The organism is Psychrobacter proteolyticus, assembly GCF_039762275.1.
Lineage (GTDB): Bacteria > Pseudomonadota > Gammaproteobacteria > Pseudomonadales > Moraxellaceae > Psychrobacter > Psychrobacter proteolyticus_C.
Genome location: NZ_JBDLOB010000003.1, coordinates 266,249 through 289,465 on the forward strand (window position 1 = coordinate 266,249; position 23,217 = coordinate 289,465).

The following is a 23,217-nucleotide window of genomic DNA, read 5'->3' on the forward strand; positions in this document are numbered from 1 at the left end:
TTATCGGTATGGTTGATATTCTATTGATTATTCCAATTTAGAGACCAGTTTCATTTATTCATCCATCCAATCAAGATATCAACTGCTGTACCAAGCTTGCGAGCACACTTGTGGCAAAGCTACCCGTAGTCAAAGTAAAGCTTAACACTAGTGTTTGATCATCCGACCATTCCCAGCTTAACGCCTCAATCGGTAGGCGCAGCGCTCGTCTTTGCGCCTTAATGTCACGCTGCTCTAATCCAGTTGCCAGTTGCATAAGTAGTGGGCTGTGTTGTACTACCTTGGTCTCTAAATCTGCAGCGCTACCGGTGACTTTATCGTTACCCGTGCCCCATAGCACAGCAGTTGGGTGAATATCGCCACTGTCAATACGAGCATGCAACGTATCATCTAGTATCTCACTAGTGAATATCGATCCTGAACCATCCAAATTAAACACTTCGCCTGATAGGCCAGTGTTCCAGCTGCCATTACGTACCCGTGCTGCCAATATCTCATTAAATATCAAGCTACGTGCAGCAGACAATTCCATCGTATTTTGCTCGCGCGGGGCACGCTTACGTTTGCTCTTTTTTGGTTGCGGGCGAGGCTCTCGCGGTGGACGAGCAAACAGTGATAAAGCCTCTCTGACGTTATTACCCTGACGACCAAAACGCTGTGGACCAAAATAATTGGGTACACCGTTTTTGCCAATGCGCGTTAAATGCTGCTCGACGGCCTCTTTTGCAGATAGTAGTTGCTCGGGTGATGCGTTACTTCCGTCATCAACATTTTCGTCACTAGCGCTCGAAAACTTGATATCACGTAAAGTAATAACAAACTGATTGGCACGGTGCGTACCGCGATTGAGTTTTTTATTGTGCCAATTCTGCGCAAGGATAGTGACAGTCTCGCTTTCGCCAATGTCCACTGGTGCAAACTCAGTAGGTGGCAATTGCTTCTTTGGTATGCGCAAACTAAACCACTGAGTCGTCAACGCGTGACGGTCTTTCAACCCTGAGTAGCCAACATCACGTAATGGAATGTCTGCCCACTCTGACAGTAGTTTCGCCAGATAAGCAGTATTCATGCCTGATTTTTCGATATGCAACCATAAATGCTCACCTTCACCAGTGAAATCTAATGGCAATAACTCATTGACGATGAAATCTGTTGCATGAGCTTTATAAGTCGCTTGCTGTATTGGCTGCAAATTTGGCTGTGGCAAATTTGCAGTATCTGTAATAGCAGCAATATCCATATGAGCCATATCAATTTGCTCACTAGCTGTTTTCTCACTGGCTGTTCGTTCATTAACGTTTTGATCATTAGCTGTTGGATTTATAGTAGCAGCTTGGCTATCTAAACTATCTTGAGAAATAGTAGTGATTTCGTTTTGGTTATCTTGAGAAGTCATAAGATCGTCTTTTATTTTGTTTATTAATAATGATTAGAAGTAAAAGAAGTGCGGAAAATAAAGTCGCATAATTACGTTTTGCAACGCAGCAAACATACAAAAAAACATCGTGCGCGCGGCGCTCTTGCTACTATCAATGCATAGCATATTAAAAATAATAGGATAAGTTGAATTTGTCTGGTTGGTTACGGTCATTTTCAACCTGCTGTCATTAGACATCATTATAACTGTTAAGGAAGCATTATGACCGACGCAACGATCAACACAGTCACCATCAGTAAAGCGGATATCCCAAGCGGTGGCATGAAATCATATAAGCAAGAAGACGATAGTATCATTTTAATCACTCGCGATGACGATGAGTTCCGCGCATTCGATGGTAAGTGCCCACATGCGGGCGCAGATTTGGGTGATGGATTACGCTGTGGTAATCGGGTAGTTTGTCCTTGGCATCATGCAACTTTTGATAGTCGCGATGGCTCACTATTAGAGCCGATAGCGACTAAAGGCTTGACCCAGTACGAACTGACTCATGATGGTGATAATCTGACAATTGATACCTCAACTCAGGTAACGGGGCAGGTCGAAAGTGATAAATTGACTGATACCCATACTATTATCGTTGGTGGAGGCGGTGCAGGATTTATGACAGCCGACCAGTTGCGTCAGGGTGGTTATGGCGGCAAGATTACGTTGATTAGTAAGGATGATAAAGCTCCTTACAACCGACCTTTATTATCCAAAGCGTTTTTGGCAGGCAAGATGGACGAGGACAAGCTGCTATTAGGCGGTGCTGATTGGGCAAGTAACAATAATATTGAGTTACGCCTCAACCAAACGGTTAGCGAAGTGCTACCCGATGAAGCGACCGTCGTCATAGAGGATAATGATGGCAACAGCGAACGACAAACTGCAGACTTCTTGGTCATCGCCACTGGTGCTAAACCAAACTTACTACCTATTAAAGGTGCTGAGATGGATGGCGTATATACACTACGTAGCATGAGTGATGCCAAATTAATTAAAGCGGCCAGTCATGATCAGCGTGTGGTGATCATCGGTACAGGTTTTATCGGTATGGAGACCGCGTCGGCATTAGCACAAGCAGGTACGACAGCTTCTATTACAGTGATTGGGCAAGGTAGCCGTGTGATGGGTAATATTGTCTCTGAAACGGTGAGTAATGCCTTAATTAAATTACATAAAGAGAAGGGCATCAATTTTGTGTTTGATGCAACCGTCGATGAAATTACTAAGGTTGATCGTCAGGTGGGCAAGGATGGAGATAATAATAATCAGGCTTTCTCAAATGTAGGCGGTGTCACTCTAGCAAGTGGTGAGCATATTGATGCTGATATCGTGATATTGGGTACTGGCGTGTCTCCACGTACAGAGGTATTGCGTGAAGTTAACGATCCAGATGGTGTACAAGTCGATGCGCATCTACAGCTGCGCGATGGTGTCTACGCGCTAGGTGATATTGCAAAAGCTAGCAACCAAATGGGTCGCATGCGTATCGAGCATTGGCGCGTGGCGCTGCAGCATGGCATGGTCACAGCTGCTGCGATATTGAATGATGACAGTGTTGACTCATTAGAGGCGCGTATTCCTTTCTTTTGGACCATGCAATATGGCAAGAGCCTACGCTATAGCGGTCATGCCGAGACACCAGATCACAATATCCTATTTGGTACGCCAGATACGCATGATTATATCGAATACTATTTTGATGATGAAGGCAAGGATACACGGGCTAGTGCGGCAAGTACGCTTGGACGTGATAAAGAGTTGGTTGCCTTCTCTGAGTTATTACGCCGTGGTCATGCGCCGACACGTGCGCAGCTTAATGCAGGGTTTGACATTATTGAACAAGCGCATGCATTATCGCGCTAGTACTGTAGACGGATAAGTATTAGTATTTAAGCTGGCTTAGTGATCTAAGTCAGTTTTTTTATATGAGTGAAAAAGGAAAAATTATAATATGAGCGCAAATAATATAAATAACAGCAATGTAAATACAGACCATTTTGATAAAGAGTCGTTATTTCTACGTGAAGCGACATTAGATGATATTGGTGCACTTGAGCAGTTATTAAATTGCTGCTATCGCGAGACGGCAGGTTGGACCAATGAGGCCGATTTGATCGGTGGTATTCGAACTACATCAGCGGAGCTCGCCGCCGTAATCAATGATCCTAATCACTATTATTTTGTCTATCCGAAAACCACGACAGGCGACCGTAATGGAGAAGAAACGGGTGAGATACTTGGCTGTATCGCTGTCGATATTAAAACTGCTGCTGACTCAAATAAGAAAGCCTATATCGGCATGTTTGCGGTACATCCTGTGTTACAAGGGAAGGGTGTTGGCAATATAATACTACAAGCGGCCGAGACCTTTGCAGATCGTCATTTACAGTCACTGAATCAGCCTAGCCGTCTGACTATGTCTATACTAAGTCATCGTCCTGAACTTTTAGCTTATTATCAGCGCCGCGGTTATCAGTTCAATGGTAATAAAATGCCGTTTCCAAACGATGGCAATAATGGCGAGCCAAAGCGTGATGATTTAGAGCTATTAGAACTAGAAAAAGTCATTAGCTAATCAAATTGGCTTAGTAAAAAACACTAAAAAACATTCTATCTCGCTCAACCCCAAAAATGTCCAAAAGTCATAAATAGTCCAATACTCAGCAGCACAAATGCCACGATAATTAAGCGCTTGAACCAGTTAAATGCTGGCAAGCGCGTGGCATTGTCATCTGACATTAGATAAGCGAATAAGAACAACAAACTCGCTGCCAAGGTCATGATACCAAGCCCAATCGGTAATATAAATAAGTACACCTGCCACACAGTCATCTCTCAACGGTCAGTATTAAGGGCATCATAGCAGCATCAGGATTGCGCTGTCAGTATGCCTTACTTTAAATTTTTCAATGCAAATAATGATTAGGAAAATACAGTAGTCATCAGTGCGATATAAAAGTAATGAGCCAGTTTTAGACCTACTAAGCTATATGCTTACGTCATGACTGACAATAAAAAAGGACGCTCAAACGGCATCCTTTTTTATAATAGTTAAGAATAAGAGAAACGTTAAACAGTGAGCTTAACGCATCGTCACAAACTCTTCTGAACCAGTTGGATGGATGGCAACCGTATTGTCAAAATCAGCCTTAGTCGCACCCATTTTGATCGCGACGGCAAATCCTTGAATCATCTCATCGACGCCAAAGCCAATGCCATGCAGGCCAATGACTTTTTCATCATCGCCCAAGCATACCAGCTTCATGGTGCATTTTTGACGATGTTGAGTGACCGCGCTATACATATCGGTAAAGCTTGAGGTATAACATTTGATGTTTTCTTTGCCATAGCGTTCTACCGCGTCGATTTCAGACAGGCCAATCGTACCAATAGCCGGATGGGTAAAAATCACGGTCGGTATCAACGAGTAGTCTAAATGCTCATTGGGTTTGTTGTTAAACAAACGCTCTGATAAACGGCGACCAGCGGCAATCGCTACGGGTGTTAGATCTACGCTGTTTTCGATAATATCGCCAACCGCATAAATACCATCGACGTTGGTGTTTTGGAATTTATCAACTTTGATTTTACCCGTCTCAGTCGTGGCAACTCCTGTCACTTGCAGATTGATACCGTCTGTCGATGGCGCGCGACCAATCGCCCAGATCAAGCAATCGACAGTATCGATACAGTCTTCACCGCCATCGTTGGTAGTCAAATCGAGGCTATCATCGTCATTTTTATTGACTTCATTGATCACCGTGTTGGTGTGTAATGTGATGCCAGCTTGTTCCATTTCTATCAGCAAAGTCTCTACGATAGTATGGTCAAATGTACGGAGTGGCGAGTGTTTACGTACATACAAATGTACTTCGGCACCCAGACTGTTTAACACGCCTGCGATTTCGACTGCGATATAGCCTGCGCCCACAATCGCCACGCGTTTTGGCAAATGATTCAACGCAAAAAATCCGTCAGAGTCGATGCCGTATTCTGCGCCTTTGATGTCTGGCTGAATAGGATGACCGCCCGTAGCAATCAAAATATGGTCAGCGGTAATCAGCTCGCCATTTACTTCTACGGTATTGGTATCGACAAATTTGGCAAAGCCTTTGATCACTTCGACGCCGTTTTTAGCCAAGTTATTGTCATAAGCGCGGTGAATGTTTTCGATGTATTGTTGACGGCTCTGTACCAGCTTTTGGAAGTCAAAACCTTTTAACTCAACATCAAAACCATAGTCTGGCGCATATTTATGGATGGCTTCAGCTACTTGCGCGCCATACCACATTACTTTTTTGGGAACACAGCCCAAATTCACACAAGTGCCGCCCAGTTGATTGGCTTCGATAATGGCGCATTTTTTGCCATAGCTGGCTGCACGGTTGAGTGACGCGATGCCGCCGCTACCGCCGCCAATAGAGATATAGTCATAATGTTTGGTCATATTAAGTCTCTTTATTGAGTTGTTATTGGTGCTGTTTCTGACTCTACTGTAATGGGTCTTATCATCCATCTTACAAGTTTTTTATGGTTAGCGTATGTTGAATCGCTTGACTATAAACGGTGGTTGGTTAAGAAATGCCTAGCATTTAGATATTTAAATCCACTCAAACCCATTTATACAATAGGTCGACGTCTATAAAATAATAGCCCCGGGATGGATAAACCCAATACCAATCCTGAAGTCACAAAAAGCGCCTCAAACAAATACACCATCATTTGGCTAAATAATTCGTCTGAATAACCAAAATAGCCAATCTGTACCATGCTCACCATTGCTTTATAGGCGGCGATACCCGGCATCATACAGATGACGCTGGGCGAGATGAGCGCTTTGGGCGGTAGGGTATATTTCCTAGAAAAATATACACCCAAAAAGCTGGCAAGCATCGCTCCAAAAAAGCTCGCGATCACCAGATGGACATGCTGATAAACAAGCGCCGTTTTTAACCCAAAGCCAAACGCCGTCATCAGTAGACACGGCAAGATATAGCGTTTGGGGACACTAAACATCAGCGTCCAGCCAAGGGTAATGATACAAGACAGCACAACGGTCTCAATAAACCACATCTAAAACCCCCAGTGCTGTATGCGTAGTAAAACCAGTGCCATTACGATACCGACGCACGCGGATAATGTAAGCATATAGGTAAAGACCGCACGCCCAACGCCAATATTGACATAGCCTTTTAGGATGTCGGATAACGAGTTAATCAGTGGAAAGCTAGGAATCAGTAGCAACACACTAGAGGCCACGGCAATATCGGCATTATTGCCAATATCAAAATAATAGGTAGTCGCGCCAATGAGCGAGGCAATAAATGCCGTCACAATAACAGTGATAAAAGGGTTAAAGTGGTGTTTGGACAAATAAATACGAGTAAACATCGCCACCATACCTGCGATAAAGGTCACTGCTGTAATCGACCAGCTGCCGCCATTTAGATAAGCAAACGCCGCACATGAGGCACCAACAAAGATGCTTACTAGCCATGTCGGATACACGGTCTTATCCAACTCATCAAAGGCAATCGTCGTGCGGTCAATCAAGTCGGTACTATCTATAGTGGCTTCAGTTTTATTAATGATTTGCTGAATTTGCACCAATAAATTGACATTGATACTTTGATTGATCGTATCTCGGGTGGTGGTAATACAGCGCTCGTCGCAGATGGTCGTTAGGGTGATAGCGTTAAAGTTCAGCGAACATTCGACGCTGTTCATCCTCAAGGCAAGCCCCAAGCGTTTGGATAAGTCCACCACCACGGCAGACTCAGCGCCATACTGCATAAGGAGTAAGCCGCAGCGTACGCATAGTCGAGTAATGCGCTGCTGCTTTACGTAGCTGATAGAGGTCATGGGTGAGATACGCATGTTGGTTGGTATTGATACGCTATTATAAAGGGTCTGGATGCTGACGCGCAGACAATATCAGCCATTATCGAATATTATATTGGCTGCTATTCTAAACTTTTTTGGCAAGGAGCCTAAAATGCATATCGCTATTTTGACACTGACGTTTTCGTTGCCCGGCTGCGGCTCACTAAAAGAAAAGCGCCAACGCATGGGCGGCTTGCACGCGCGCTTTGGTAATACGCCAAGCGTCGCGGTCTGTGAGAGTGGCGGCCGCGATCGGCATGACGCGAGCGAATGGACGTTTGTGATCGTTGGACTGTCCAAACGAGAGGTCGAGTCGCAATGTAGTCAGATTGAGGAAAAGCTAGAACGGATAGTGGATGCACGGGTCATGAATGTTGAGAGGGAGTTTGTTTAGTTGAGGGAAGTTTATTACAGGGGGCCAATCCCACTTTCCGCTCTAATAGCCAACCAAGGACAACAGCTGTAATCAGGGCTAAATTGCATCATAAATCAGCTATTCAGTGTTACTATCAAATATTCTCTAAATTATTCGTAAGTTCTAAAAGATGTTCGACAGCTGCGCTACTGTTTGGTTTTTCTGAAACTCTCTCTTGAAGTAACTCTAGAGTCCATCGCTTAACTTCATTCAATTTTTTTTCAACAATAAATGGTTGATAAGGAGAAGGGCGTTTTGGAGTATCTATAAGTTTTTTATAATGCCAAAATGCTGCATCAATTCTGTCTCCATTGTTAAACTTAGCAATATCTATATTGAAAGCAGGGTGTTCTAGCAATTCCCGAATATATCTAATTCTATCTATTCCATCAAGCGGTTGCCAAAAAATAGAGCTAAACTTTTCTTTATTAATATTTTGTATAGCTACAAAAAAATCCTTACCAACGTTTCCATGTTTACAAAATCGCATAAAAACTGCGGACATAGCGCTAGCGTCAGCATTTAAAGCTAATGTCTTCTTTTGATTACTAATGGTCTGTAAAAGGAAGTCATAAAAAATATCAGGACTTACTGGAGTTCTAAGATAATAGTCTCCTATAAGCCACTCTTCTGGTCCTTTCCTAATTCTCTCTTCTATATACTGTTTCACTAGCTCTTCAAATTTTTTGGCTAAATCAGGAGAGTCATTCTTTTCGAGTATATTATAATAGAAGCTTAAATTAGGGAATGCTTCTCTGTCTATCCTATCCTTAACATTGTCAAACAGTCTCTGATTGAAGCTTTGATCTGAATTTAAATTACGATATTCAGCCATCAAGCCTCTCTTTTCTCTATCACTTTCCAAAGCTTCTTCATTGATTAAATCTTGGTTTAGCAGTCTTTCAAATTTTTCACTATCTATATCAATATTCGTAATCAGTTCGATAACAACTTCAGTCCACCCTTCCATACGAAAGTTAGGGTAGAATTTTGAAAGCTTTTCCTCTACATCGTCTTTCTTAGTTCTAAAAGGTGCTTTTAATGCTTCATCATCACTTTTTGAAAAGATATCTAATCGGTCATCGAGACCATCTTCGGAAAAATACGTTTCTAACTCTTTCATATCGACGTTAAGAACTTTAGGAATGTCATTAACAAGTTTGATAATAAGGATTTGTCTTAGGATTTCTTCCTTGCTCAATTTTGATAAAGATGATGAGTGTTTTATTATCTCCTGATAGATTTTCTGAACGCGCTGATAAAATCTAAGATTTCTAACCCCCATAGTTTGATAAAATTTCTCGTATATAGGAAAAATTTTATCATCGTTAATGGTTTCTTTAACCATTGATAATGAATCATTTAAAACTAGTATTTCATCAAACACTTTTTCTTTTTGCGTGTCAAAATCAACTTTATCTTCAGACTCTTCGTCATGCAAAATCATAATAATTTGGCAATTTCGTTCGTTCTTAAGGTAGTTAACTAATCCTAGAACTTCTGACATTGGCAAATTTTTTGATTTTCTTTCTATGTCATCCAAACAAACCAGCGTATCTTTTAAATGTGACATAATGATATTTGTAATCAATTTATTGCCAATATTGATGCCAAAACGTAGGTCGCCAGCAGTGCTACTAGTGCTTCCTCCACCTATAAAACCGAATAATTTTTTAAAATGTGTAGAGATATCGGTATTCAAGATGGAGTCGTCAGTCGAAATAGTCTGTACTTCAGTAGCGATCGCAAGCTTAAGACTATCTAAAGAGTCTAAACCGAATAAAGAGATATAAGCATATTTCTTAGCAATGAGGTTTTCCTTGCTACCATTCTTAGGATTTGTTTTCCTGTGCGTAATAAAGTAATTCTTATTATCTTCATAGAACTTTTTCCAAAGATATGTTTTGCCAACGCCCCATTCACCAGTCAAGGCAATAGCTAGTGGATTACTATGTTGAATAAGCTCCAAAAGCTTATCTTCGAGCTTTTCTACATTTGCCATCACTGATTACCTTACACATGTTCTTAAATTAATAATGATATTAACACCAAATTTAAAACCTCACCCAACAAAAAAGGCCACTCCCTAAAGAGTGGCCTTTCATCAATGATTATCTAAAAATCATTAGTTATTAGTGACGACCTTGGCCTGCAGGTTTCTCAAACCCTTTTGCACTCATGCATGAATCTATTTTCTTCATATCATTTTTACTTGGACGACCGTCCTTGTTCATTTTTACGCCCGCTTTTTTAGCACAGTCATCCATAGCTTGTTTCATGTCTGCTGATATATTAGGTCTTTGGTGGTTGCGTTCGCTTGCGCCATTTGATGTGCCGCTTGACGCACAGGCGCTAACGCCAACAGTAGATGCCAAGACAATAAATAGTAATTTTTTCATAAGAAGTCCTTAAGAGTTTCAGAGGTCGTACAAGAATGAGTAACGTCAATTTGTGTGGGTTATATCGTTATTAACCAGTTGTTTCTATACCGTATTCGTTTACGTGTCATATCTAACCATTTAAATATTAATACATTTAACTTTTAAGTATCTTTAATAAATATTAAGAAAGGTAACGTAGCGAAGTAATTTAAGTCTTAGTTTATATATCAATTTCCGTTCATAGCTTATAGTTTGCGCTTTGCCTTATACCAGCCAATAAAAAAGGCCACTCTATAAAGAGTAGCCTTTTATCAATCATTCACTAGTTTGTATTAGCTGACTTCTTTCATGCCTTGCTCAAGCATTGGCTTTAAGAATATACCCGTGTAGGATTCTTTGACTTCCGCCACTTCCTCAGGCGTACCTTCAGCGATGATCATACCACCACCTTTACCGCCTTCAGGACCTAGGTCGATCACCCAATCTGCCGTTTTAATGACATCCAAGTTATGCTCGATGACCACGATGGTATTACCTTTATCGCGTAGAGCATGCAAGATGTTGAGCAGCTTATCGATATCGTGGAAATGCAAACCAGTGGTTGGCTCATCCAAGATATAGAGCGTCTGTCCTGTATCACGTTTGGCCAGCTCACGCGCCAGTTTGACACGTTGCGCTTCACCACCTGATAGTGTTGGCGCAGACTGACCCAAGCGAATATAGCTCAGACCGACATCCATCAGTGCTTGCAGACGACGATAGATGGCTGGTATCGCTGAGAAGAACTCAACGGCATCTTCAACGGTCATATCAAGCACGTCAGCGATGGTTTTGCCTTTATAGTGAATCTCTAGCGTCTCGCGGTTGTAGCGTTTGCCTTCACAGGTATCACATGGCACATACATATCAGGCAAGAAATGCATCTCAACCTTGATGAGACCATCACCTTGGCACATCTCACAGCGTCCGCCTTTTACGTTGAAGCTAAAGCGGCCCGGTTTATAACCACGAGCACGCGCTTCTTGCGTCTGGGCAAACATCTCACGCACAGGGGTAAACACACCCGTATAAGTCGCTGGGTTTGAACGCGGTGTACGACCAATCGGGCTTTGATCGATGTCGACCATTTTGTCTAAATGCTCAAGACCGCTAATGCTTTCAAACTTATCGGCAATCAGCGTTGAGGCATTGTTTAACTGAGTCGCTGCCAATGGCATAAGGGTACGGTTAATCAAGGTTGATTTACCCGAACCTGAGACACCCGTCACACAAGTCATGATACCAACAGGAATGGTCAAATTTACATCATGTAGGTTGTTACCTGACGCGCCTTTCAGCTCGATGGTCATCGGTACTTTCTTGGCTTTAGCCTTACCTTTGACTTCGACATCGATAGTCTTGGCTTTATGACGGACAGTTGGAATCTCAATTTTTTTCTTACCAGACATATATTGTCCAGTCAGCGATTCTTTGTTTGCCATGATGTCATCGACCGTACCTTGAGCGATAATATGACCGCCATGTACGCCTGCACCGATACCGATATCGATGACGTGATCTGCTTGGCGAATCGCATCTTCATCATGTTCAACGACCAGCACCGTATTACCCAAGTCACGTAAGCGCGTAAGGGTTTTTAGCAGGCGATCATTGTCACGCTGATGCAGACCGATTGACGGCTCATCAAGTACGTACATGACACCCATCAGACCTGCACCGATTTGGCTAGCCAAACGAATACGCTGTGCTTCACCGCCCGATAATGTCTCAGCAGAGCGAGCAAGGGTCAAATAATCAAGCCCGACGCTAACGAGGAAGTTTAAGCGCTCATTAATCTCTTTAAAGATTTTTTCGGCTACTTCGCCTTTATGACCGCCAATCTTTAGCGTTTTATAATAGTCAGCCGCATCACCGATAGACAGCTTAACGATTTCTGCAATGGTCTGATCATCAACACGGACGTTGCGTGAGATTTCATTAAGACGCGCGCCATCACAGACGTTACAGGTAGTATCGGCCAAGTATTTAGCCAGCTCATCACGGACCAGATTGCTTTGCGTTTTAGCATAACGGCGCTCTAGGTAGGGCAGTACACCTTCAAATGGTACCGTCTTGTTGGTCTTGCGGCCGCGCTCATCAGTGAAGTTAAAGGTCAGCTTTTCTTTACCAGAGCCGTGCATAATTAGGTCTTGCTGCTCTTTAGACAAATCCTGCCATGGCGCATCCATATCGATTTTGAAATGCTTACAGACCGTGCTAAGTAGGCCAAAGTAGTAAGCATGACGCTTGTCCCAGCCATTGATTGCGCCTTGGTTAAGTGACTTCTCATGATGAGTAATCAGTTTTTCAGCGGCAAAGTATTGGCGTTTACCGAGACCGTCACAGCTTGGGCATGCGCCGTATGGATTGTTAAAACTGAACATGCGTGGTTCAAGCTCAGGCACCGCACGATCACAGACAGGGCATGAATGCTTGGCTGACATCACTTGGTTCTCGTCACCGCCTTCTTTTGGATTACCATCCATAAAGTGTAGCGTGACCAGTCCTTGTCCCAAACGTAACGCTGTCTCTAAGCTCTCAGCGACACGGTTGCCCAAGTCATCACGGACTTTAAAGCGATCGACTACCACTTCGATGGTATGTTTTTTCTTCTTGTCCAACGTCGGTAACTCGTCGGTGTCATAGACATCACCGTCGACGCGCACACGGACAAAACCTTGACCAATCAGCTGCTCAAGCAAGACGGTATGCTCACCTTTACGCTCGCGAATCACCGGTGCCAAGATCATAATCTTGGTGTCATCTGGCAATGCCATGACCTGATCAACCATCTCAGTGACCGACTGCGCGACCATTGGCTCACCGTGCTCAGGGCAATATGGTGTACCAATGCGTGCATAGAGCAGACGCAGATAATCATAAATCTCGGTAATCGTACCAACGGTCGAGCGTGGGTTATGGTTGGTTGATTTTTGCTCGATAGCAATCGCAGGGGATAGACCCTCGATACTATCGACGTCAGGTTTCTCCATTTGCGAGAGGAACTGACGCGCGTATGCCGATAAGCTTTCGACATAACGACGTTGCCCTTCGGCATATAGCGTGTCAAATGCTAACGAAGATTTACCAGAGCCAGATAGGCCAGTGATTACCACGAATTTATCTCGTGGAATGTCTAAATCAATGTTTTTTAAATTATGAGTACGTGCGCCGCGTATTGCGATATGGTCATGTGCCATCGGTTACAGGTTTCCTATTTGCTAAAAGGGGATTGGGAAATATCTCAAGTTAAAAGTAAATACAGGTCAGTAAAATGATTGGTTAAAAGGTGAATAATTCTAAATTTATGGTGTTGTTATAAGTAGTGTTGTTATAAAAGATATCGTTACAAACAAAGCAGTCATTATGAACAGTGTCATTATAAAGGGTACATATATTGATAAGGTAGAAGTTAAGCCAGCCTAGTTATTCGTTTTCTATTATTGTTTGGCTTTATGTTGCTTGTCATTCCTACGACTATTTCTTATAGGACTAAGCAAATCTAAATCAAATCAGTGTTAAGTAACAGGCATCGTTTGTTATGGTTTTGACCAAAAATGTCATTTTATAGAAGCGTTCGTCGTTATATAGATATGGTTAGTTAGCTATTAATTGTGCTGACAACGTTTTACTTTATTGTCATGGTGACAGCATTATTCAAGGTGTCACTATGCATCTGATGCACTTGGTAACAAAATAATCTCGTAATATGAATGGCTTGGGTTGAGGGCGCATACGTTACTGCACTAGTAAGACAAAAGTCTCGGCAACCAAACGGCGAATGTCTTATACTAGGGGGCTTGATTTATAGGCCAATGCCTTGATAAACCAGTAGTGATAAATCATGGTATAGCGCATTGTTAGTCATGAAAGATAGCAATGAGCAACCAGCAATGATCAACCAGTGAGGCAAGTATGAATAGCGTAGAGAAACGGGCAATCCTCGGAGTCGGTGGCATCTTTGCCTTACGTATGATTGGCTTGTTTATGATTGTGCCGGTATTTTCTGTTTATGGTGACAATTATGCACACGCGACGCCGTTTTTGATTGGTTTGGCCGTTGGTATTTATGGCTTAGGGCAGGCCATCTTTCAGATACCGATGAGTTTGGCTGCTGATAAATTTCCGCGTAAGCCTATTATCTTTTTGGGGTTGATACTGTTCGCTGTCGGCGGCATGATTGCGGCAAATGCGACGGATATTTACGAAGTAATCATTGGTCGGGCGCTGGCAGGTAGTGGAGCGGTCTCTGCTGTGCTTATGGCACTATTGGCTGATGTGACTCGTGAGGAAATGCGTACCAAAGCGATGGCCACGATGGGTCTGACGATTGCGACCTCTATTATGCTGGCCTTTGCTTTTGGTCCATTATTAGTCGGCTCGCTCGGTATCTCTGGGCTGTTTTGGCTAACCTCAGGGTTTGCTATATTGGCGATGCTGCTATTGGTAATGGTACCGACGCCTATGCGCGTGCTCAAGCACAACCTAGATAATAAAACCATCGGTCAACAGTTAGCGACTGTCCTCAAGATTGGTGATCTTAACCGCTTACATATCGGTATCTTTGCGCTACATCTGACGATGACTGCGATATTTGTGATATTGCCGCACCAGCTCAGTGACGTACTTGGCTTGTCAGTACGTCAGCAAGGCATGGTGTATTTGCCGCTATTGTTTATTGGCTTCGCCATCGCGATACCATTTATTATCATCGCTGAAAAGAAACGCAAAATGCGTCAGGTCTTTTTGGGTGCAATTGCATTGATGACCGCTGCGTTAGCAATACTTGCGCTTGGTAGTCAGGTTGGTGCTGGTATTATATTGGGCTTGCTACTGTACTTTATGGGCTTTAACTTACTTGAGGCGACGATTCCCTCATGGATATCTAAGCGCGCACCAGTCGCCAATAAAGCGACCGCGATGGGGCTTAACTCTTCTAGTCAGTTCTTTGGAGCATTTGTAGGTGGTGCAATGGGTGGTCTGTTATTAAGCCAGCCTAATTTGTTGGCATGGGGCATACTGGCTATTATTATGGGTGCCGCACTGCTTATCATCATTCCCATTTCTCAACCACCTTACCTATCGAGCACGACGGTTACTATTCCTAAAGATATCAATATCCAAGACTGGTCACGACAAATGCTGGCAGTAGATGGTGTTGATGAGTTGGTCGTAATGGCAAAAGAGCAAGTCGCCTATTTGAAGTTAGATAAAACACAGTTGACGGATGATTCTCGTCAACAGCTATCGAGTTTGGCGCAAAGTCCGCTAGATATATAGCAGCTTTATACTTGTAGTTGTATACGGAAGTGAAGCCAAATAGCAAAAATTGCACAGACAGCAATTTCATAAACCATCAGTATCAATAAGTAGAAACTAACTATTTATCTCTATTTAAAAGGAATTAATATGAGTAAATTTAAGATGTTGTCTGGTAGTGTCATCGAAGGTAAAAAGAAGGCGCATCGCTCAATAGCCAAGTTAACCGTAGGTTTTGGTTTATCAGCCATGCTGCTGACCTCTGGTTGCGCTACACAAAATATTCAGGCGTATCAGAACACCACACCAACGCTCGACATGCATGAGTTTTTTTCGGGTCAAATCGATGGTTGGGGTATGTTCCAAGGTCGAAATGGCGAAGTCAAAAAGCGCTTTTATGTCGACATTGATGCTACCCATGAGGGAGACAATGTTATTGTCTTGAACGAGAAGTTCTCGTGGGCAGATGGCACAAAATCGCAGCGTATATGGAGACTGACTGAGCAAGCAGATGGTAGCTGGAAAGGTATGGCAGGTGATGTCATTGGCGAGGCAACAGGGCAAGTGGTTGGCAATACGTTGCACTGGAATTACTTATTAGAGTTACCTGTCGAGGACAAAACCTACAAAGTGAATTTTGATGACTGGATGTATCTTATCAATGAAGATGTCATGCTCAATCGCTCAGTGATGAAAAAATTTGGCGTAGAGCTGGGTAGCGTGACATTGAGCATGCACCGTAAGCCTTCCGATGCTAACTAGAAATCTCTAAATCATTTGATAATAAGTTAGGTGCTATGCAATATCGATAAAGGTAGACGGTGTTCTTCAGCGTCTTAAAATGGCAAAATAGCAGCATATTTATCTATTACCTGTTATTTATTGGACTCTACAATATTGACTAGTATATCAAGATAGAGGTTCTAAGCGACATAGACTGACGTGCACCATAGGTAGCCTATAGATATTTCGATAAAAATTGGTTAAAGTAAAATTATACAATTGATAGTATCAAATGATGCTATCAGATAACGATTAAAACAGTTTATTAAATTATTCATAAGTAAAAGGACGGTATCATGCGCGGAGTCAATAAAGTTATCATCATCGGTAACCTCGGAGCAGATCCTGAGGCACGCCAATTCAGCAATGGCGGTAGCGTAACCAATATTTCGGTTGCGACATCAGAGCAGTGGACAGACAAACAAAGCGGCGAAAAAAGAGAAGCGACAGAGTGGCATCGTATCGCACTTTTTAACCGTCTAGGTGAAATCGCAGCGCAATACCTGCGTAAAGGCAGCAAGGTTTATATCGAAGGTAGTTTACGTACACGTAAATACCAAGACCAAAGTGGTCAAGACCGTTATATTACTGAGATTCGTGCCGAACAAATGCAGATGCTTGATGGTCAAACTGGCGGTGGTCAAGGTGGAGATAGCTTTGGTGGTCAAAACCAAGGTCAGAGTGGCAGCTATAATAATCAAGGTGGCCAAAACAACCAGAACAACTTTGGTCAGCAAGCAAATAATCAAATGGCACATCAAGGCGGTTACAACCAACCAGCAGCTCAAGGTGGTCAGAACAGTTTTAACAATCAAGCGCCTGCTCAGCAAAACCAGTTCAATCAACCAGCACAGAAACCTGCACAATCTAAGCCTACAGCAATGCCAGACGGCCCTGTAGATGATGACATTCCGTTCTAAATCATATAAGAAAGAAAGTGTAAAGGTATATTGATATTGATTATCTTATAACCCTTTGACAGCATACTTTAGCCCTGAACCTTAGACTTAATGTTAAAAAAGCCCTGCAACTGCAGGGCTTTTTTAATGCTTGCTGTAGTTGATTCAACTTAAAAGAGATACAAGGTAACTGAGTGTAGATATAACTGTGATACTTCAAGCGAGGTTAACGCTGTAGCTCTTTCATAGAGGATTGACTATATCCAAAAATATAATTCAGTTGATTTTTTTAACGTAGCTAAACTAAATTTTTATTAAAGAATTTTTAATTTATTTAATATGCTCTTAATACCTAAACGATTAAACTTAAGTTTATTTGGTATTGGTTTAGTACTATTAATTTTCATATTAGCTAGTATGCTTACTACCTTCTATACTCTATATTGACCGTTTATACCAAAAAATAATTATGATTAATGACGTTTGGTTTTAAAAATTGCTATACTGACTTTATATAGCGTATGGTTAATATATATTGACTATCTATAAATAAAATAAATTTCGATGATAACCACCAAGTTTTTACTTGTTTCCGATTAATAAATCGAAAGCTATTTGGATAATAGATCTTTATATGAAATGGTTAGCTTATTCAGAAAGCAGCATAGCAACGACATAGTAAGTTACAGAGCTGATGCAGAACTATCTTCAAAATTAGCAGTATTTGAGAGTATAGTGTATTGACTTACTACTCTATCATTTTAACAGTAGATTTTTGTCGAAATAGTATTGTGAAATCCTAGTAGTAGTTACAATGCTAGAATTTTGTTTTATTATTAGAAAATGCTTTCAAAGCTATAATAGCAATATATAAAGAATGATGACTTGTGTGTTTAGATTTATCTAAAACTAATTTTATTCAAAATGGCTACAATGAGTATTTATCGCTATATGTTTTCTATTTATAATGGATTGTTCGGGTTGTTATTAGAAATTAAATACTCTTTAGAATTAATTATATTTTATGAATATATTTAGTTGCTAATGAACGATTTGTTCTCCGCATATTTTCACCAAAAACAATACCTCAATAGAGGCCACACTCTTATTTTATAATTGGATTTATTATGAGCAAAAATAACGCAATTGATTTAGAAAATTTGAACGTAGATGAGTTACGTGCTATCACTGAAAACGCTCAACAACTTATCGCTAAAAAACAACATCAACGTTTGTATGATGCGTATATGCAGTTCGAGCAGATTGCAGAAGATAGCAATGCAACGATCGAAGAGATACTGAAAGCTGGTGAAAAGTTAGAGAAAAAACGCAGTATTAAATATCGCAATACTGATGATCATAGTGAAACTTGGACTGGACGTGGCCGTAAGCCAACGTGGTTGGTTGAAGCGCTAGCAGCAGGTCGTGATATCGAAGATTTTGCTATTTAATTAGCTGTTTTCTTATAAAATGCCTTTCTGTGAGCCAGCTTGAAATTGCTATTGATAATGGTTTATTTACAATCATTTAGCGATAGATAGAGCTGCTTTCGAGAAAATAAAAGCCAGTATCTTTACTGCCAGTATTTTGGCAGTAAAGATACTGGCTTTTTTTCTGTCATCTATATGCCATTGTTTGTTATGATAATGACGTTTTTGTCTTATATAAGAGTTGTACGACTGTGGCCCAAGTATCTGAGTTTTCTCATAAACGTCCCCGTAAGCTCTGGTGGCTAGTGGGGTTTGTGTTGTTTGCGCTATTTGCTGTGTTGCAAATGCCAGCAGCATGGTTACTTGAGAAATACGCGCCAGATACGCCTTATGTGCAGCATGTATCTGGCAATGTATGGCAAGGTGCTGCCATTTGGCAATTGCCTATGTCATCGTCGTCGCTCACAGGTATGGCAGAATGGTCATTGCAGCCTTGGCAGTTACTCATAGGTAAGCTAGGTGCGGATGTTAATATCCACTCAGCACAGACACGTCTGAATGGGCAAGTTAAACTTGGGTTAAACTCATGGCAAGTTGACAACATGAGTGGGAAAATTGCACCTGAGACGCTAGCGAGCGTAGTCAACTGGCAGCTGCCAAATACCCCTATTCAAGTAAACAATGTATCGCTAACGCGCCAGTCTGATAAAAATGACGCATCTAGTAGCGATCCTGCTAAAGACGCGGGCGGATTTAGTGCAGCGGATGGTCAATTTACTTGGGTTGGCGGCGAGGTAGGCTATCCTAGTGGTGGCAAAGTTTTTTATATTACAATGCCTGCTCTAAGAGCTGAGCTTAGTACAGAGCAAAAAAGCAATAGAGATTTGCTCCATATCAATTTATTAAACAATCAAGATAAGCGTTTGGGAGATCTGTATCTCGATAGCGATAATATGCTCGATGTTAGTTTAACGCAGCGTTTGCTAGAGAATATGCCTGAGTATAAAGGACAAGCCCCTCAAGATACGCCAGTTGTCAGTGTGCGCCAGCCATTGCTAGCTGGTTTGGGGGCGAACTAAATGCTTAATATCGCCGCAAGCCTAAAACCTGTTATCAATACTCTCAATCGTTTTTCAGGTTGGCTATTATTGTTAGCCATTGCTTGGCTATGTTGGACAGCCGCCCGTCTCTTATGGTTATTACTAGCAGCACCTTTAGCGCCTACATTGCCTTTAGCGCCTCTACAAAATAGTGCCAAATCCACCAATGATTATAGTGGCTTGTTTGCAATCTTTGCTGATCCCGATCCTATTACTGCAGCCGTGCAACCACCTCCCAACATTGAGCTCAAAGGCGTACTACTAGCCATACCTGAGAGCATGTCTTCCGCCTTATTGAATGTCAATGGGGAGGTCAAAAATTACCGCATCGGTGATGAGCTAAAAGACAGCGATTATACGCTCGTGGCTGTTGACTGGAATTCAGTTATCATCGCTGATGCTAACGATAAAGAAACCGTTATTAAAATGCCAGAGGCGATGCCATTAGACCAAAGTGATATGCTAGCAAGAGGAATAAGTAACCAGCGTTTGCCAAACAATAGCATGTTACCTACAGCGCCCCAGCCAGTACAAAACGCTGTTCCTGAGGCAGAGGGGACAACTGGCGCAGACACTTCAAGTAATCCACAGTCAGCTATCGAAGAAGCGGTTACGGCTTTGCAAGAAAACCCCGCCAGTTATCTAAGTAGGATGGGGGTGATGGCATCAGGTGAAAGCTACCAAGTCACAGCGGCGATGCCTGCTGGCCTACGTAATCGTTTAGGGTTAGAGCCAGGCGATAAGGTACTGACCGTCAACGGACAGAGTGTAGGTAATAACCCTGTGCAAGATGCTAGTGTACTTCAGCAAGTACAACAAGCAGGTGAAGCGCAGATAGAGGTTCAACGTGGTGAGCAAGTTATTACGATTCGCCAGCAGTTCTAGCAAGGTAGGTTTTTAGCAAAATTACTCCTTAAAAACTCAGCACATAGTAAGCAATATCACTGTAGGTAATCATCAATATGGTAAGTTTTCAGAATTTTTCAGCCACGCCTTTGTACTGTAGCCTGCAGGGTTTGATGCGCCTGTGTCGTCCACTTTGTCTAGCAGTGCCATTGTGGGCTGCTGGTGTTGGTCTTGCCAATGCTGAGAGCTGGAAAGTCAATTTACAAGATGCTGATATCAAAGCCTTTATCAATGAGGTCGCGACCATCACGGATCAAAACTTTGTGCTCGATCCACGTATCAATGGTAATGTCACGGTCATCTCCAACAAAGCCCTGTCCCGTGATGAGATCTATCAGCTATTTCTGAGCGTGATGCAAGTGAATGGTATCGCTGCGATTGAATCGGGAACGACGACAAAACTGGTGCCAGATAATATTGCTAAGCAATCTGGTGTGGCGGTTGATTTACGCGGTGATAGTGTTGGCGAGTCGCTCGCCACTCGAGTTATTTATTTGACCAACACCCAAGCTGCAGAAGTATTAGGTGTTATTCGCCCATTGATGCCGCAGTCGGCTCACGCAGCCGCTGTACCTGGTGTCAATGCGCTGGTTTTGTCCGATCGAGCAGACAGCCTTAATCAACTGACGGCCCTTATCCGTGATTTAGACAGTAATGTAAATGACAGTTTGCAAGTGATACCACTGCGTCACGTCGATGCCGAACGTATGATGGAATTGATTAGCGCTTTAGTCTCAAGTGCGGGTAGTGGGCAAGCACAAGGTGGCAACAATCAGCTAAAGGTAATTGCTGATACGTCGAGCGATAGACTACTGGTCAAAGGCAGTCCTGAAATGATTGCTAAAGTCCAAGAAATGGTCAATCAACTGGATACTACGCCGACCAGACGTTTAAGTGGTTTACGTGTCTTTCGATTAAAGTATGCTAGTGCTGGTCATATCGCCGATATGTTACGCGGTTTGCTCGCTAATCAATCTATCAATAGTGCTGGCGCGACCTCGACATTAGAATCAGCTTCGCTAAATGATGCAAGTAGCACAGGCGCCGCAATTAATAATGCAGCCAGCGATAACCTAGGTAGCAGTGCAGCTGCTGTGTCGACTAGCAGCACAAGTGGCACAAGCACAGGAGTGGGCGGTCGTCCGTTTAGTATTATCGCTGATGAAACTCAAAATGCCGTTATCGTCAATGCCGCACCTGAGCTAATGTTCGAGATTGAAGATGCGGTCAACCAATTAGACAGTCGCCGTGCACAAGTATTGATTCAAGCAGCTATTGTTGAAGTGTCAGGCGACGATGCCACCCAGCTAGGCGTTCAATGGGCATTAGGTAATGCCAATAGTGGCTATGGAGTGGTCAACTTTAATAATGTGGGAGCCAGCGCGACGACGCTTGCGGCGGCCGCTTTAGCAGGGACGAGTACGGCAGGTATTAGCGCTGCTGCCAGCTCTATCGCAGGTGCATTGATAGGCATTGGAGACAGTCGCAAAGACAGTCAGGGCAATACAGAGTTTTATGGTGCTATTTTACAGGCGCTTGACTCATCTACCAGCGCCAACTTGCTGTCCATGCCATCGATTTTGACATTGGATAATGAAAAAGCTAGTATCTTGGTTGGTCAAAACGTACCTTTCGTCACAGGCTCTTTTACCACCAGTGGCAATAATTCAAACAACCCATTTCAGACAATTGATCGTCAAGACATTGGTATTAATCTGAATGTCATTCCTCACATTGGCGACAATGGCACAGTACGTTTAGAGGTATCGCAAGAAGTCTCGTCAGTCGTACCAGGCAGTACAGGTAATGCCAGTGGACTAATTACCAATAAAAGCCTTATTAATACGACCATTCTAGCGGATGATCAGCAGACGATTGCCTTGGGTGGACTGATGCGTGATAACACCACTACACGTCAACAGAAAGTTCCTGGGCTGGGTAATGTTCCTGTTATCGGTAGACTCTTTCGTTCTGATAACGATAGCACCCAAAAGAGCAATTTGATTATTTTTTTACAGCCGACTATCTTACGTGATGGCGGCGCGGTAGCGAGTGTGACTGAACGAAAATTTAATCAAATGCGAGTGTTGCAGCTGGTCATTGATAAAAATGGTACGATCAAGCAATTACCACTGAGCGGCACTGAAGGTTGGAATGGTAACGTCAGTGCAGATTACGAGCTCATGCCGCTAAATCCCCTTATCCCTAAACGTGATCAAGCGCCAAAATCTACTTCGCAAGGTTTTACGAGAGTAGATAGTCCTAATAGCGGTATCACGACCTATCCTCTTAATCGTTAAAATATTAGCTCTATATATAACGGTTAATATGATTTAACTAACATAAATTAATTTACGATGTGATAGATAATAGTTGCATCGTACATTAGCTTGCGTATTCATAACACAGATAAACATAGCCGCTTTTATATTTGGGTATATTGGTTACTAATAAAATAATGAGTTACGTATCATGTTTTTCACTATAGTAAATCAGAAACTAAGATGACAGATTATAAGAATACAAAAAAATGGCTTTTACTAAGTGTGGCTGCAACTGCGCTATTGCTCATCCCTAGACGCAGTAGTCGAAAGGACAATACGAAGACAGTAAATAACCATGATACCGTATCTGAGTGTAGTGATCTTGACGATGCTCATGAAAATGTAGCTAGTAAATAGAAGCTAGTAATTAAA

At 42.4% G+C, this 23,217-nt stretch carries 18 protein-coding genes; 10 read left to right on the forward strand and 8 right to left on the reverse strand.

Features of this window, described 5'->3' with window-relative positions; translation table 11 throughout:
- Nucleotides 1-70 precede the first annotated feature (70 nt).
- Nucleotides 71-1,249 carry a tRNA pseudouridine(13) synthase TruD gene (gene truD / locus ABFV72_RS06975; protein ID WP_431192087.1) on the reverse strand — a complete coding sequence of 393 codons (1,179 nt, stop codon included), beginning with the start codon at nucleotides 1,247-1,249 and terminating at the stop codon, nucleotides 71-73.
- A gap of 390 nt (nucleotides 1,250-1,639) precedes the next feature.
- Here truD and ABFV72_RS06980 point away from each other — a divergent pair, with 390 nt between their 5' ends.
- Nucleotides 1,640-3,289: an FAD-dependent oxidoreductase gene (locus ABFV72_RS06980; protein ID WP_347162944.1), complete on the forward strand. Its 1,650-nt coding sequence runs from the start codon at nucleotides 1,640-1,642 to the stop codon at nucleotides 3,287-3,289.
- Nucleotides 3,290-3,377: 88 nt separating this feature from the next.
- The gene (locus ABFV72_RS06985) at nucleotides 3,378-4,001 is read left to right on the forward strand and encodes a GNAT family N-acetyltransferase (RefSeq protein ID WP_347162945.1); all 624 of its coding nucleotides are present in this window, start codon (nucleotides 3,378-3,380) and stop codon (nucleotides 3,999-4,001) included.
- Between the two features lie 44 nt (nucleotides 4,002-4,045).
- On the opposite strand, the gene ABFV72_RS06990 is transcribed toward ABFV72_RS06985, so the two are convergent.
- The 4 genes from ABFV72_RS06990 to ABFV72_RS07005 form a co-directional block, all read right to left on the reverse strand.
- Nucleotides 4,046-4,243: a hypothetical protein gene (locus tag ABFV72_RS06990; protein ID WP_224737769.1), complete on the reverse strand. Its 198-nt coding sequence runs from the start codon at nucleotides 4,241-4,243 to the stop codon at nucleotides 4,046-4,048.
- Between the two features lie 265 nt (nucleotides 4,244-4,508).
- Nucleotides 4,509-5,873, reverse strand: coding sequence for a glutathione-disulfide reductase (gorA, locus tag ABFV72_RS06995; protein ID WP_347162946.1), 1,365 nt, complete (start codon nucleotides 5,871-5,873; stop codon nucleotides 4,509-4,511).
- A 173-nt stretch (nucleotides 5,874-6,046) separates the two neighbouring features.
- Nucleotides 6,047-6,499 carry a threonine/serine exporter family protein gene (locus tag ABFV72_RS07000; protein WP_347162947.1) on the reverse strand — a complete coding sequence of 151 codons (453 nt, stop codon included), beginning with the start codon at nucleotides 6,497-6,499 and terminating at the stop codon, nucleotides 6,047-6,049.
- Entirely contained in the window at nucleotides 6,500-7,288 is a 789-nt protein-coding gene (locus tag ABFV72_RS07005; protein WP_347163062.1) for a threonine/serine ThrE exporter family protein, read from the reverse strand.
- Nucleotides 7,289-7,421: 133 nt separating this feature from the next.
- On the opposite strand from ABFV72_RS07005, the gene ABFV72_RS07010 reads away from it, so the two are divergent.
- A complete protein-coding gene (locus tag ABFV72_RS07010) occupies nucleotides 7,422-7,703 on the forward strand; it encodes a DUF503 domain-containing protein (protein WP_347162948.1) in 282 nt (93 codons plus the stop codon).
- A gap of 115 nt (nucleotides 7,704-7,818) precedes the next feature.
- Here ABFV72_RS07010 and ABFV72_RS07015 read toward each other — a convergent pair whose 3' ends face one another.
- The 3 genes from ABFV72_RS07015 to uvrA all read right to left on the reverse strand — a co-directional run bounded on the left by ABFV72_RS07015 (nucleotide 7,819) and on the right by uvrA (nucleotide 13,344).
- Nucleotides 7,819-9,726, reverse strand: a complete 1,908-nt coding sequence (locus tag ABFV72_RS07015) for a P-loop NTPase fold protein (protein ID WP_347162949.1) — start codon at nucleotides 9,724-9,726, stop codon at nucleotides 7,819-7,821.
- A 130-nt stretch (nucleotides 9,727-9,856) separates the two neighbouring features.
- Entirely contained in the window at nucleotides 9,857-10,123 is a 267-nt protein-coding gene (locus ABFV72_RS07020; RefSeq protein ID WP_347162950.1) for a hypothetical protein, read from the reverse strand.
- Nucleotides 10,124-10,437: 314 nt separating this feature from the next.
- Nucleotides 10,438-13,344 (reverse strand): excinuclease ABC subunit UvrA, encoded by a 2,907-nt coding sequence (uvrA, locus tag ABFV72_RS07025; RefSeq protein WP_347162951.1) that lies wholly within the window; start codon nucleotides 13,342-13,344, stop codon nucleotides 10,438-10,440.
- A 715-nt stretch (nucleotides 13,345-14,059) separates the two neighbouring features.
- Between uvrA and ABFV72_RS07030 the strand changes: the two genes are divergently transcribed.
- From ABFV72_RS07030 to gspD, 7 genes are all read left to right on the forward strand, one after another.
- Nucleotides 14,060-15,424: an MFS transporter gene (locus ABFV72_RS07030; RefSeq protein WP_347162952.1), complete on the forward strand. Its 1,365-nt coding sequence runs from the start codon at nucleotides 14,060-14,062 to the stop codon at nucleotides 15,422-15,424.
- A gap of 129 nt (nucleotides 15,425-15,553) precedes the next feature.
- Complete coding sequence (locus ABFV72_RS07035) at nucleotides 15,554-16,165, forward strand: DUF3833 domain-containing protein (protein WP_347162953.1); 612 nt, start codon at nucleotides 15,554-15,556, stop codon at nucleotides 16,163-16,165.
- A 317-nt stretch (nucleotides 16,166-16,482) separates the two neighbouring features.
- Nucleotides 16,483-17,106 carry a single-stranded DNA-binding protein gene (gene ssb, locus ABFV72_RS07040; RefSeq protein ID WP_347162954.1) on the forward strand — a complete coding sequence of 208 codons (624 nt, stop codon included), beginning with the start codon at nucleotides 16,483-16,485 and terminating at the stop codon, nucleotides 17,104-17,106.
- Between the two features lie 1,106 nt (nucleotides 17,107-18,212).
- Nucleotides 18,213-18,536: an H-NS family nucleoid-associated regulatory protein gene (locus ABFV72_RS07045; RefSeq protein WP_101204384.1), complete on the forward strand. Its 324-nt coding sequence runs from the start codon at nucleotides 18,213-18,215 to the stop codon at nucleotides 18,534-18,536.
- Between the two features lie 230 nt (nucleotides 18,537-18,766).
- On the forward strand, nucleotides 18,767-19,594 hold the full coding sequence (gspN, locus tag ABFV72_RS07050; RefSeq protein ID WP_347162955.1) for a type II secretion system protein N: 828 nt from the start codon (nucleotides 18,767-18,769) through the stop codon (nucleotides 19,592-19,594).
- On the forward strand, nucleotides 19,595-20,500 hold the full coding sequence (locus tag ABFV72_RS07055) for a type II secretion system protein N (protein ID WP_347162956.1): 906 nt from the start codon (nucleotides 19,595-19,597) through the stop codon (nucleotides 20,498-20,500).
- Nucleotides 20,501-20,577: 77 nt separating this feature from the next.
- On the forward strand, nucleotides 20,578-22,821 hold the full coding sequence (gspD, locus tag ABFV72_RS07060) for a type II secretion system secretin GspD (RefSeq protein ID WP_347162957.1): 2,244 nt from the start codon (nucleotides 20,578-20,580) through the stop codon (nucleotides 22,819-22,821).
- The last annotated feature ends 396 nt before the right edge of the window (nucleotides 22,822-23,217 follow it).